Raw genomic sequence first — 12,471 nt, forward strand, 5'->3', positions numbered from 1 at the left:
AGAGTCAACTCTTCTTCATCTAGCGATGCCTGGTATCTCATCGATATCGGTGTTCTAGTAGAATTGTGGGATGTCCCCCAATACTAGTCTTCGAAGCAAGATCGCTTTTGAAGATATTACGATCGCTCCTTCACGCGTCGACCTCGACGTCACTTTCAACGACGGGGAGGTCCTGCAAGAGCATCACCTGTGGTTTGACTTCAGTGAGCCTGTAAACCCAACAAATGATAGCGTTGCTCTCGCGCTATCGACCCTGTGCGGGAAGGCGTTCTCAAATGTCAGCATCGATCTCGAGGCGTCGCCTGACGTAGTGGCTGCCGTGCGAGGGTTCACCGGAGCTGAACTCCAGATCTCGGAGAATCCAACGCCTGCGTACCCGAAGAAGCGTTCCGGTCACGTTCTGAACTTCAGCGGGGGATTCGATTCATTGGCTGCCCTATCGCTGATGCCAAGGGAGACACAATTGGTGTCTCTCGACTTTGGCGGGCGATTTTCGCGCGAACGTGAGTTCTTCGAGACATTCGATACTGTGATTGTTTCTACGAATCTCTTGGATACGAAATTGCAACGCAACTCTTGGTCGTTCATGGGGCTCGGAAGTTTACTCTCAACAGGCGTCATACCGGCTGAATACCAAAGCTTCGGAAGTATTCTGGAAGCCGGATCCGACAATATGCGGCGAAACCCGCGGGCCGCGTATGTAGGCACGTTCCCGCCATTCCACGCCGCCAGGTTTACAAACGCCCCTTACGTCATAGGATTGACGGAAATTGGTACGCTGATCGTGCTTTCGCACTACAGACCCGCACGTATTGCAGCCTCTCTAACGTCATTAGCCAGCCCTGGCGAGGAGAAGCTTCACCGGAAGCAGGTTCTTGCTCAAATCGTGTCTGAGCGATTTGGACTGCACATCGCGCTACCTGAAGTCCTCAAACCCTCCCTCCCACACTTCAAGTACGGCGAAGTTTTCGCCCTCGATTTCCTAGCCCTGTACGCAGCAAAGTACGCGAAGGAATCCGTGGTTCGAGAGCTACTATCCGACATCCCAGACGAGGTGTTCCGGATTGCGAAGGAACTCGACTTAACCTTCTATGAGCGGGCCAACACGACCCTCTATCACTCATTTCCGGAACCGCTTCGAGCTGCCCTTTACTCCCGATTGTCGGATGCCAAGGTCATACCGTACACCGAAAAAGATTGGGAAGAATTTAAATCGGTGCGAGCCTTCCTCAGCCGTTACCATCCGAGCCTGGCTAGTTGATCACGTGTCTCTAGCGAATGTGAATATGGATGCTTCGCCGTGTGCGACCGGAAATAAATCAGAACCTCTGGTTATACATTGAATAACGGCACAATGCCTAGCATGAGGCCGCGGCCGTCACTCGAGGGCAATCGTTTGCCCTCGAGCCGGTTGCCGGCAGACCATGATTGCATGAGCTAGAAGTGCATATTCCAATCAGCAAGTGCTTTCATCATGGTCGATGAAGCTTCACTCGCATCTCCTACAGCCGAGCGATAGCTCAGTTCAGCGCGATCAAGTGGACTTCCCTCATCGACGATGCCCCAGATCTCCGTCCCAGAACCCAGATAATCCGAATACTTCGAAGGTAAAAACGGATTCGTCGCCATACGGGAACTTCGCATTACGTCGTTAACGGCTAAAAGATTGAAGCGCTTGGTCAAATTCAGAAACTCAAGATACGGGACATAGCTGTTCGCGACTACCACTCCAACGAGACCGGTCTCGAGAATCTCTGCCCGAAACTCTTCCGGGCGATTCGTGAATACGTGTAATCGAACAGATTTGCGTAGGTTGACAGGTAGTCCAACAAGACCTTCTAGAACGTCCGTAAGGCCGCGATTGTTGTAGAATGCACCGAAGTAGCCGATATTAAAATACTCTTGAGAGAGTGGGTAACTACTCTGAATTGCATCATAACTCCATGCAGGCGGTACCGGATGCGGACGAACCCTAGCTTTTTCTCCAACTTTCTGACGAAGTCCCAGGTCTTCGATCTGAGAAACCATGTAATCTAACTGTGATGTATTCGTGAAGATAATTTCGTCAGCAAATATATAAGTAAGATATTCGCACCAGGAGAAAAGGCTGTTCGTACTGAGTATTTTATAGCCTGCTGAAATTACGGCCTGCTGGTACACTTCAAACAATGCGTCTCGGCCGAGATCACCAGGCCTTCTTGACCCCTCAGCATCAGTACTGAGCGGGTCCGAAAACTCCGCCACCCAATTCACAGCTGGATGGCGAAGCTTATATAGCGCTGCTAGATAATGAGATCCGGCCCATAAAACTCTGCTATAGACGGATTCGTAGCCTCCCGCTTGCGCATTCTTTCGTTCAGCCACGGCGATACCTCGCCGAACAAAGTCCGATATGCGGGACCATCCAGCGAACGATGCTTGCGACTCGATTTCGGTTGCACTAGCAATGTACTTATTAGCAATCAACTCGAGGTTGCTATCGCGCTTGCGGGCGTCATCCATTCGATTATAAATGACATCGACTACCTTGCCTCGTTCAACGACGGCCTTAGAGGCAACTACCGCGCTAGTGTCCGAATATGGTGCGAAACAATAGCTCACTACCAAATCTCTTGCCATTCCCGCGTTGACTATACGCCAAGGAAAGTCGCGAACTCCCGCTTCATCGATCGCCTTTACGACCATACTGCGATCTTCCGGAGAATCAGAAAGGTAATTTCTGACGAAGTTTGCTTGCGACCTTATTAGCGAAGCAATAGAAGTATCGGCCTCCGTGTTCTTCCAAGACCGGTACTTCTCTAGCTCCGCAATTACCTCTAATCTCTGCAAAACGGCGAAATCAAAATCATGCTTCCGCCTAGAGATCGACCCTTGGGTTAGAACACGATAATAGGAACCTCCCGCAGATAAGGTGCCAACAACCGCATTGAGCATATGAGCAGACGCGACCCGTGCCATGTAACATACGTCCTCGCCACTGCGAAGATGCTCGGCGTACCGATGAGCTCGCGCGATAGCGGTCGGTATCAATTTGCACGCGTTGAATCCCAGGAGGCCCGGAGCCTCTGCGAACTTGAATCGCTCGCCATATCGCGAAGATATTTGCAGATTGAGACTGGATTCGGCGTCTTCTTCTCCCTCAGAGGAAACATTTATAATCGGAGCGATAGCAACCGTGTCCGGTCGCGCGCAAGCCAATAGTGAAGACAGGAAAGAAGTGCCGACCCAGTCGTCATCGTCCACGAATGTGACGTAGCTGAACCTGGCTACGCTGAGACCCGCGTTGCGGGCTGCACCCGCTCCCGATTCTACCTGTTGCACTATACGTATCGAGTGACCTGAGTTCAGACCGCGAATCGAATCGATCAGATGTAGGGTTCCGTCGTCAGGTCCGTTCAAAACCACGATGATCTCGTAAAACTCGGCATTAAGATCTTGATGAAGGAGCGATTCCATGCATCTGCTTATCTTCAGCCGTGAGCGGTAAGCGGCCACGATCACACTGATACCGTGTTGCTCGCACCCACGGAGAGAACCAAGTGCCTCCCGGGTCTCGCTGCGGAAAATGTCTGTGCGCAGAGCTTCGATCTCTCCTAGACGCAGCTCATCGTCTGACAACATGTTCGAGCCGAACCCGACACCGCGCTTGTATGTGCTGTTGAGCGAATCGTTTTTCAACTCCGGTCGCTTCCTACGAGTTTGAACGAATGTGAAACACCCTTCCTCCTCCATACACTGAGCGTCAATCTACCCAGCTTAGAAGAGGCGAGCGCGTTGTACTTCTTCTCAAGAGCGGAGTACCGCCGCTGCAGTTCCTCTATTTTCAAGTCACGCTGTGTTTCTACGCTTTTACCGGCGCTGCTTCTGGGAGATACGTACCGGAATGCGGCAAGCGATTCCAGCAGATCCAAATGCTTGCGCCGAAGTAGCGCTACTTCAGCACTCGTCACGAGGCTCTGGCCCCCCAGATGATTCGCCGCAGTCTGGTTTTGAATTAAGACTGCAGCTGACATTCCGCTTTCAAAGCTTCTATAATCTAGAACCTTCTTACTCTCGCACCTCTCGGTAACGACTGCTGCCGCCGACGAGACAACTATGCCTACCACCGCGTGTTGATTCGCTACCGCAACCTCTGGGATAGCTTGAAGTGTCTCGGTGAACGACTGAGAGAGATCCCAAATGATTGACGGCGGCGTTACGCCCGATTCGAAGATCTCCGTAAAAGCTGATACTCCACTCGTTGTTACTACATATACCGGATCGGCCGCCATCCGAGGAAGGTTAGTGTGTTCTTCAATATTTTTTACTAGGAATACATCTCCGATCAAGTAAGATAAAGTCAGCTCTGTAAGCGATTCTGTCGATATAACGACTGCTGGGCAGCTAAATTGAACGGCTGTGTCAAACATGGCATCGCTGCTAATATTCAGCATTCCCGGTCTAGTCTGTTGGCTCATCTTGAGAGAACTCCGCGAGTGTCGATGACTACTCGGCCTTCAAGCGATATAGCCGAAAGATCTTTCGTCGAATCGTGGTCCACGAGAATGAGGACTATTCCCGACTTTTCGATGGCCAGCTTGAGCGGAACCAAATGAAGATTCCCAAACTTACGCAAGCGCTCGGGTAATTCCGAAATGTGAGGCTCAACCACATTGAACCGTCTGTGCGGAAGACGAACGGCAAGTCGTTCCGCGATAGCGACGGCGGGCGATTCTCGCAAGTCATCGATGTTCGCTTTGAATGCGAGACCCAGTATTGCGATTGCTGCGTCGGCGTTTTCGTCGGAGACGGATCTAATGACCTTATCTACGACCCAATCGGGTTTAGCATCATTCACTTCACGCGCAACGCGTATAATCCGAGCATCCTCTGGTACCGCATCAACGATGAACCACGGGTCGACTGCAATACAGTGCCCTCCGACTCCGGGTCCCGGTTGCAAGATGTTCACGCGCGGGTGATGATTTGCTAGAGAAATTAGCTCCCACACGTCAATCCCCAGTTTGTCACTGATGATCGACAATTCGTTGGCAAAAGCTATATTCACATCTCGATAGGAATTCTCGACCAACTTGGCCATTTCCGCAGTGACTGCGTCTGTCAGATGGATTTTTCCTTGACAGAACACTTCATACAACTCTTTGGCCCTGTTTGCAGCCTCTGGGGTGATGCCGCCAACAATTCGATCATTGGTCACGAGTTCAATCATTACTCGGCCAGGAAGTACTCGTTCCGGGCAATGCGCCAAGAGAATCTCAGGACGCCCCTCTTCCCCACGAAGGCTCAAGTCAGGACGTAATTCAATCAAATACTCGGCGAGGTGCTGCGTTGCTCCGGGAGGAGAGGTAGATTCGAGTATGACGAGCTCTCCCCCTTTCAACCGCGGTGCAATTCCTCGCGCTGCGGCATCGATATAGGACAGGTCCGCGCTCTTGTCTTCCTTGAACGGAGTTGGAACTGCCACAATGTATGCTTCCGCGGACGGGGTTTCATTTGACGCAGATAAATTCCCTTGACCGACAGCGCCTGTGACGTGCACGCTCAAATCCGGCTCAACGAATGGCACCTCGCCACGGTTAACTGCTTCCACGGTATTTTGATTGACGTCCACACCGACGACTTTCAACCCATTCGTGGCAAGGATCGCGGCGGTTGGCAGCCCGATATAGCCCAGACCGATGACTGCGACTGTCTCAATGGAATTCACTTTTACCCCTATACGGTGACGTGGTCGTATGGCTTGCCGAAGAACTGAACCTCGGCGGAGGCGAGCAGCTCGTCAGATTCGACATTCCAGGTGTGTCCAGCACCATGTCTGTGCTGGAAGTAATTGAATCGGTCAGCTGAGTACACTGCCCCGCCTTCGGCAGTAACAGCGTTGAGGAAGGCAGTGTCCTCGCCGCGTGAGCGGTCTTCGAACGGATGCTCCATAAAGACGCTCCTAGTTGCCAGCAGAGTCGGTCCCATTACGAACTGTGCGAACCTATGCTCCTTATGCGGGAAACGCAGCAGGGTCGCGTTCCGGTCGGCCAAGTACATGTAGTGGGCTTGCTTCCCCACCACATCCGCCCCGGAGTAATTGAGAGCGTTCAGTTGGTCCTCAAGATAATGCGGAGCGTAGAAGTCATCGTCATCCATCTTGGTTAGCACCTCTCCATTTGAAGCCCGTACGCAGTCGTTCAAGCAGAGACCAAGGCTGATGTCCTTATCCTTCGATAACGAAATGATGTTCTCGACGCCGTATTTTTCCTGCATCGCCATAAGTTCACTATCGGCAAGCTCAAAACCATGCGTCAGCAGTACGAGCTCCTTATCCACTCCCACTTGCGACCCAAAGGTTCTGAAAACGTGCTCCACCTGATGCGGACGGATGGTTGATACCAGTGCTGAAACGCTCCGCTGCCTCAGATCTCGAGCGCGGTCCGGCAGGACAGAACTAACCACCGCCTCCGCTCGATGAGCATACGTGTGCTCCGCCCAGATCTTTCGTTGTGCCTTGTGAAGCACACGATCCCCCAGCTCCGGACTATGGACAATGGCCCGGGTCATGTGCTCGGCGGCTTCCACGGAACTCACCGTTACGAGCTCATCCTCGTTGAAAAAGCTCGACGTCGCTGCACTGGGTGTACTGATCACTGAAGACCCTGCCGCCGTGATCTCGAAGATCCGGCGGGCGCACATGCTCGGAGAGTCGACTACGGAGTTCACGTTCAGGAACACCTTGTAAGCCTTGTAAGCAGTGAGCATCTGCTCGTAGCTGAGAGTTCCAACGACATGCTCTCGAAGTCCCGCAGGAAACTGATATTTCTCTTCACCGCCGAGCTGACGCGAGAAAATCTCCAGTCCCGTATCCATTCGTTGCCCAGCGTCAGCAGCTCCCCTAAGCAAGAAATCCATCTGCTCACGACGCTCAGGATACTTATGGGCGAAATACATGCCCGCAAACGCGATATCTCGCTCCTTCCAGCCATATCGCGGTCGAATCGGATTGTGTATCGCAGGCTGCGCAGCAAACGAAAGTGGGAGAACTCGATTGTGGCCGAGATCCTTCACGTAGGAAGCCACCCTATTCACATCGCTGGTAAATACTGCATCGAACTCTCGAGCAGCAGGCAGAAAGTCCTCGTAGTGCGGCGGATCCTCCTTGTTCCACAGAACCGTTGGAATCGAGTTTTCACGACACCAGGACATCAGGGCAAGGAATTCCGGCTTGGGACCTGACGTGCCGGTGAGTTGATACTTCCACTCCCCGTTGTTTCCTGACCACGCCGACTCCACAAATAAGAAGTCCACAGGAGCTTCTGTGAGCTGTTGACGCCACGTGCTGCGCTTGAGAACTACTGTGTTCCACTCGTAAGTGAAAGCCAGCGCCGAGAAGTCATCGAGGATGACAGCGACAGTGAGATCGTCCCGTCGAGGAGTCCGTTGCACGAGCGTTGCCGGCGCGAACTGTAGAACGCGCTTCTTTCGGCGGCCTGTCCAGCCACCCTGGGCTCCAAGAACGTTCTCTAACCGGACGGAGTTGGCCTCTGCCTGTTGCCTACTCCTGAAACGGCGGAACTGGCGTAAACCGCCTCTTCGCAGGTGCCAGATGCTCTTGCGCGCGGATGATACTAGTTCGAAGCCGTATATCATGCGCTACGCCGTCCCGCTGAACGCTCCAGTATCTGGGTGGCAATCAGGTTTTTTCGCGCTGTACTACGGATCTCAGCCGCAGGAGTGCTGTTTCCCTTCGAAAGGTGTTGGGCGAACACCGCATATGACTTGGTGACTTCCCCCGGGTCTCCGTCCATGAGTAGGTCCCCCTTATCGATCCAGATCACCCGCGAGCACATCTCGCGAATCGTCTCAAGACTGTGGCTGACCAGGAAAACTGTTCCGGCATGTTCCCGCAGCTCGTCCATGCGCCGCTTGCTGCGGTCACGGAACTGCGCGTCACCCGTATTGAGCGCTTCATCAATGAGCAGGATCTCTGGGTTGACGCTCGCGGCAATGGCGAAGCGGAGCCTGGATCCCATGCCGGCCGAGTAGGACTTCATGGGCAGATGAATCGAGCTATCCAATCCGGACAACTCAACGATAGTGTCAAACTTCGCGTCGATTTCTTTACGCGTCATCCCCATGGCGAGGCAACCGAGAACGATGTTGTGATCGCCAGAGAGTTCCGGAACGAGCGCAGCATTCACGCCCAGCATCACCGGAATGCTCGACGCGTAGACCGCTCCAGTTGTTGGAGCACTCTGCCCACTGATGAGGCGCATGAGCGTGCTTTTGCCGGAACCGTTGCGGCCAACAATGCCGACAGATTCACCGCGCTCCACCACGAGTGACATCTCATTCAGCGCCTGCACCGACACCATAGGAGCTTGACCGAGGATGCGCTTCACTAAACGTACGCCGCGCTTGTCTTCCTTGGGCTGTGCCTGAGTGGAGGGCACCCGGTACTTCATACTTACCCGGTCGATAACAACGGTCGCCTTGCGAGGCTGGCGACCCATGACGGTGTCATTCGCGGCCATAGGACTCCTCCGCCTTCCAGAAGTAGACGAAGCCCACAACTACGGCCGCTAGTCCCCAGACCGTTAGCACTGCCCAGGACTGCCATTCGGGGACCGTTGCATACAGGGTGCAGTCGCGCATGATATCGAGGACCACATACAGCGGGTTCAGTTTCACGATCGCCAGTAGGGTCTCGTGCTCAATGAATGAATCAAACGAGAAAAAGACACCGGACCCATACATCCACACCCGCATTGCGAAGTTCAACAGGTGCGTGATGTCATTCACCGTGGAGATCACGCGAGCCAGGATCAGGCCTACACCGAGGTTGAACAGCGTCTGCAGGAGCAGCGCGGGAATGATGAGTAACCACAGCGGCGTCACCGCTTCCGTCGGCGGAAACAGCAGGATCAGCACCAGCATGGAGATGATCACGGGTATTCCGGCCAGCAGTTCACGGAGATTCACCGCAACCGGAAGCGTTGCCCGAGGGAAGTTGAATGCCTGAATAACCGCTCTGTTCCCCTGAATGGAACGAGCGCCGTTGGTGATGGCCCGTGAACTCATCTGAAAAATGAACACACCGATGATGAGGTACCCAATGAAGTTCTCGATTCCCTTTCCGGTACCGAGAAGCAACCCGAAAATGAGAAAGAACGTGAGCCCGTTGAAAACTGGATTCAGCACCAGCCAGGCACTGCCAAGACGATCGCGGCGATTGCCGCTCTGTACCCGCGCCTTGGCATCATAGAAAATGAACTGCCGGTGGTCCCACAGCTGAATCAGGTAGTCCAGGAACCCGGGCCGCGCACCAACACGAATCAGGCCACGCGTATCAATCGGCAGTGATCGTACTTCCGCCGGCTCCGGCAGCGCCGGCATTGAATCGGTTTTAGCCATCAGCCTGCAATACCCAGGTCCTCGTAGGCATCCAATACAGCCGACGCATTGCGCGCCCAGGTACGCTCCTTCAGCACCAGCTGACGTCCCGCGGCGCCCAGGGCGACAGCCGCGGCGGTGACGCGGGCGCCGTCGTCGTCCATCAGTGTCTTCAGTGCGGAAGCGAGCGCTTCAGCGTCCTCAGCTGGAACCACTGTGCCGGTCACGGAATCCTCGACAATCTCGCGCAGCGCCGGGAGGTCGCTCACCACAACTGGACGGGCCGCCGCCATGGCCTCTACCGGTTTCAACGGGGTGACGGACCGCGTGACATCAAGATCCTTCCGCGGCACAACAAATACGTCCAGCGCCTGGTGGTATAGGTGCGCCTGGTCGCGCGGAACGCGTCCGGTGAGCGTGACGCGAGATTCGACTCCCAGCTCACGGAGGAGCTGCTTCAGGCCCGCCGCCGCAACGCCGTCGCCGACGATCAGGCAATGCAGGTGCGGGTGGTCCACAGCCAGGAGGGCGAAGGAACGAATGAGGGTATCCAGCCCCTCGTACTCGACCAGGCTGCTGACGGTGCCAACGAAGACGCCCTCGGTGGGCAGGTTCAGCAGCGCACGGGCAGACCGCGAGTCCATCGGCTCCTCCAGGAAGTCATCACCCACCGCGTTGGGGCACAACAGCACCGGAGCGCGGACACCCTCAGTGTCCAGAATCTGCTGTTTCATCGCCTCACCCAACGTCACTACCAATGCCGCACTGCACACTGCATCGGCTTCACGTTCAGAGAAGAGTGTATAGCGTTCGCTCTGCTTCGCCGTATCCGCGCGCGTTGACGCCCACGTATCGGCCAGCTGGCCGCGCACCTCGTAGACCCACGGGATATCGAGTACCCGCGCCACTTCGCGGACAACGACGGCGTTCACAAAGTGCGTGGTCGCGTGAAGGACGGTGGGCCTCACCTCTTGGGCGAGCCGAAGCAGCTCCTCGGCCTGCTGCTGCAACCGGGCATCGAAACCGCGCATCATGCGCTGCGGGATGAGGCGGTGGTACGTGACGTCGTCGAGCACGTCCGTATCCTCGGCGAACAGTTTCCCCACCTGCACCGGGTAGCCCAGCCGCGTTGCCGCGTGCACGTTCCAGCCGAGCCGCTGCTGCGCCTTCAGGATGGAGTGCGTGCGCTGCGCATAACCGCTGCCCGTGTGTGGAAGGGAGTTGGTGAGAACGTGGAGCACCGTCTCGGGTTTGGGCTTGTAGCCGCTGACCGGTTCAAGCGTGGGCGCCCAACCGCGGAAGACCCGCAGTTCACTCTCAAGTCTCTGCGCTTTGCGGTGCAGGCCCGCGGAGGTGAGTTCGGCAACGGCACCGGTCATGTCGCCGTCATACCAGCGGCGGCGGGCCCTCGTTCCGGGAGCGTTGCCTGCGCGCTCCAGCAGGGCGTCCGCACGGTGGGTGTCATTGGCGGCGAGTGCAACGTCCGCGAGGCGGGCAGCCGTTGGCCCGGTGACGCCGTCGTCGTACGCCTTGTCCAGGATGCTGTCGCGGAGGGTGGCATCGCCGCGGAGGTGCGCAGTCAGCGCCGTCGCGAGCGGTCCACGGGCGAACAGGCCGGCGGCATCCACGGCGCGCTGGACAATGCGGGCGGGAAGCCGCCGGGAAATCTGGAGCAGGAGGAGTACGGGGTCATCGTCGAGGTGCTGAACCGCCGTAGCTGCGGTCAGCTGGATGTTGCGCAGCAGGTTCACCGGTGTGGACCGCCGCCAACAACCTCGGCAAGGAGGTCAATATACGCCTGACCGAGCGCGTAGACATCCGCATTGTTCTTCACCCACAGGCGTCCGTGGCCGTTGACCTGGAGCTGGATGCGGTCATCCGCGAGGAGACGCCACAGCTCGGCCAGCGCTTCCGGGTCCGAGTCCACAACGTGGCCGGCCTCGGCGTCCTCGAGGATTTTGCGGGCTTCGCCGCGGACAATTCCGGTGACGTGGCGGCCGATGGACAGCACCTCGTACGTCTTGGAGGGCACCGTGGTCTCGAAGGACTTCCAGTCATCGCGCAGCGACACTATGCAGCTGTCCGAACGCCCGTAGAAGTCCATGATCTCCGGGCCGTGCACGGGCGCGTGGAACTCCACCGGCGCGTTCAGTTCACTGGCCAGCTCGATCAGTTCGCCGCGCTTCACGCCGTGCCCCACCATGGTCAGGCGCATACGCTCCCCCACGATCGCCGCCGCACGGATAGGCACGTCCAGGCGCTGGCTCTCCCCGTGATTGCCGAGGTAGAGCACCTCCAGCCGATCCTTCTCCAGCGGCGGCGGAGCAAGCTTCTCAAGGCGCTCGATGTCGACGCCGTTGCTCACCGTCGCAACGTTCTTCAGCCCGCGCTCCCTCAGCGTCCGGGCGAAACCATGCGTGACTGTCACCACGAGGTCCGCGCGGTCCTGGATGGCCATGATGGCGCGCTCCGCGAGGCTCTTGGCGCTGCCCTGGACCAGCCGCGCGTCGCGGGCGATGTCCGGCCACGCGTCACGCATGTCCACAACCAGCGGCCGCTTCAGCATGCGGGAGACAACATAGCCGGCACCAAGGATGGGAAGGCTGGGGACGGTGACAACGACGACGTCGGGCTTCGCACCCATTGCCGAGGCGGGAACGCTCATCGCTGCCGAGAAGAGGTGGTTGATCAGCCGGCCGATGCGCGTGTTCTTGTGCCACAGGTACGGGACGCGGCGGATGACCTCACCGAACTCCCCCGTATCGGTGCGGAATGCCCTGCCGGCAATGCGTTTGGGAAGGGTGCGGCGACCGTGGGGTGCATGCGCAATTGGGGTGACAACATCAACGTTCCAGCCTGCTGCTCGGAACGAACGGATGAGCTGAGTCCAGCGACGTTGAGGTGGACTATGCTCCGGCGCATAGGAATGCGTTAGCAATAGGATGCGCACACATTCACCCCCAAAATCCCGATTCAAGTGCTGTGCGAGCAACCCCCAGTGTAGCGTCTCAGCTCCGGTTGCCCTGCAACGACGCGCTTTGGTGACTGTTTGGTTCTTCTGGTCCCTCGCCGGCGAGTATTAGCTATTTGCTT

At 56.5% G+C, this 12,471-nt stretch carries 9 protein-coding genes; 1 reads left to right on the top strand and 8 read right to left on the bottom strand.

What is annotated here, in order from left to right; translation table 11 throughout:
* Positions 1-70 precede the first annotated feature (70 nt).
* Positions 71-1,261, top strand: coding sequence for a hypothetical protein (locus ACX80C_RS02940; protein ID WP_459324737.1), 1,191 nt, complete (start codon positions 71-73; stop codon positions 1,259-1,261).
* Positions 1,262-1,437: 176 nt separating this feature from the next.
* Here ACX80C_RS02940 and ACX80C_RS02945 read toward each other — a convergent pair whose 3' ends face one another.
* Genes ACX80C_RS02945 through ACX80C_RS02980 form a run of 8 tightly spaced genes read right to left on the bottom strand, consistent with a single transcriptional unit; the run spans position 1,438 to position 12,328 of the window.
* Positions 1,438-3,678 (bottom strand): glycosyltransferase family A protein, encoded by a 2,241-nt coding sequence (locus ACX80C_RS02945; RefSeq protein WP_459324738.1) that lies wholly within the window; start codon positions 3,676-3,678, stop codon positions 1,438-1,440.
* Positions 3,675-4,433 (bottom strand): hypothetical protein, encoded by a 759-nt coding sequence (locus ACX80C_RS02950; protein WP_459324739.1) that lies wholly within the window; start codon positions 4,431-4,433, stop codon positions 3,675-3,677. Before ACX80C_RS02950 ends, ACX80C_RS02945 begins: the two co-directional genes overlap by 4 nt.
* A gap of 20 nt (positions 4,434-4,453) precedes the next feature.
* Positions 4,454-5,707, bottom strand: a complete 1,254-nt coding sequence (wecC, locus tag ACX80C_RS02955) for a UDP-N-acetyl-D-mannosamine dehydrogenase (RefSeq protein ID WP_459324740.1) — start codon at positions 5,705-5,707, stop codon at positions 4,454-4,456.
* Positions 5,708-5,715: 8 nt separating this feature from the next.
* Positions 5,716-7,635, bottom strand: a complete 1,920-nt coding sequence (locus tag ACX80C_RS02960) for a glycosyltransferase family protein (protein WP_459324741.1) — start codon at positions 7,633-7,635, stop codon at positions 5,716-5,718.
* The gene (locus ACX80C_RS02965; protein WP_459324742.1) at positions 7,632-8,519 is read right to left on the bottom strand and encodes an ABC transporter ATP-binding protein; all 888 of its coding nucleotides are present in this window, start codon (positions 8,517-8,519) and stop codon (positions 7,632-7,634) included. Before ACX80C_RS02965 ends, ACX80C_RS02960 begins: the two co-directional genes overlap by 4 nt.
* Positions 8,506-9,399 (bottom strand): ABC transporter permease, encoded by an 894-nt coding sequence (locus tag ACX80C_RS02970; RefSeq protein WP_459324743.1) that lies wholly within the window; start codon positions 9,397-9,399, stop codon positions 8,506-8,508. The genes ACX80C_RS02965 and ACX80C_RS02970 overlap by 14 nt, the downstream gene beginning before the upstream one ends.
* Positions 9,399-11,129: a glycosyltransferase family 4 protein gene (locus ACX80C_RS02975; RefSeq protein WP_459324744.1), complete on the bottom strand. Its 1,731-nt coding sequence runs from the start codon at positions 11,127-11,129 to the stop codon at positions 9,399-9,401. The genes ACX80C_RS02970 and ACX80C_RS02975 overlap by 1 nt, the downstream gene beginning before the upstream one ends.
* Entirely contained in the window at positions 11,126-12,328 is a 1,203-nt protein-coding gene (locus ACX80C_RS02980) for a glycosyltransferase family 4 protein (protein WP_459324745.1), read from the bottom strand. Before ACX80C_RS02980 ends, ACX80C_RS02975 begins: the two co-directional genes overlap by 4 nt.
* Positions 12,329-12,471: the final 143 nt, after the last annotated feature.

Source organism: Arthrobacter tecti, from assembly GCF_054511355.1.

Bases quoted from the DNA above. Each gene is read 5' to 3' on its own strand.
- ACX80C_RS02940 (WP_459324737.1), top strand. From the start codon at position 71: ATGTCCCCCAATACTAGTCTTCGAAGCAAGATCGCTTTTGAAGATATT.
- ACX80C_RS02950 (WP_459324739.1), bottom strand. From the start codon at position 4,433: ATGCTGAATATTAGCAGCGATGCCATGTTTGACACAGCCGTTCAATTT.
- ACX80C_RS02960 (WP_459324741.1), bottom strand. From the start codon at position 7,635: ATGATATACGGCTTCGAACTAGTATCATCCGCGCGCAAGAGCATCTGG.
- ACX80C_RS02965 (WP_459324742.1), bottom strand. From the start codon at position 8,519: ATGGCCGCGAATGACACCGTCATGGGTCGCCAGCCTCGCAAGGCGACC.
- ACX80C_RS02970 (WP_459324743.1), bottom strand. From the start codon at position 9,399: ATGGCTAAAACCGATTCAATGCCGGCGCTGCCGGAGCCGGCGGAAGTA.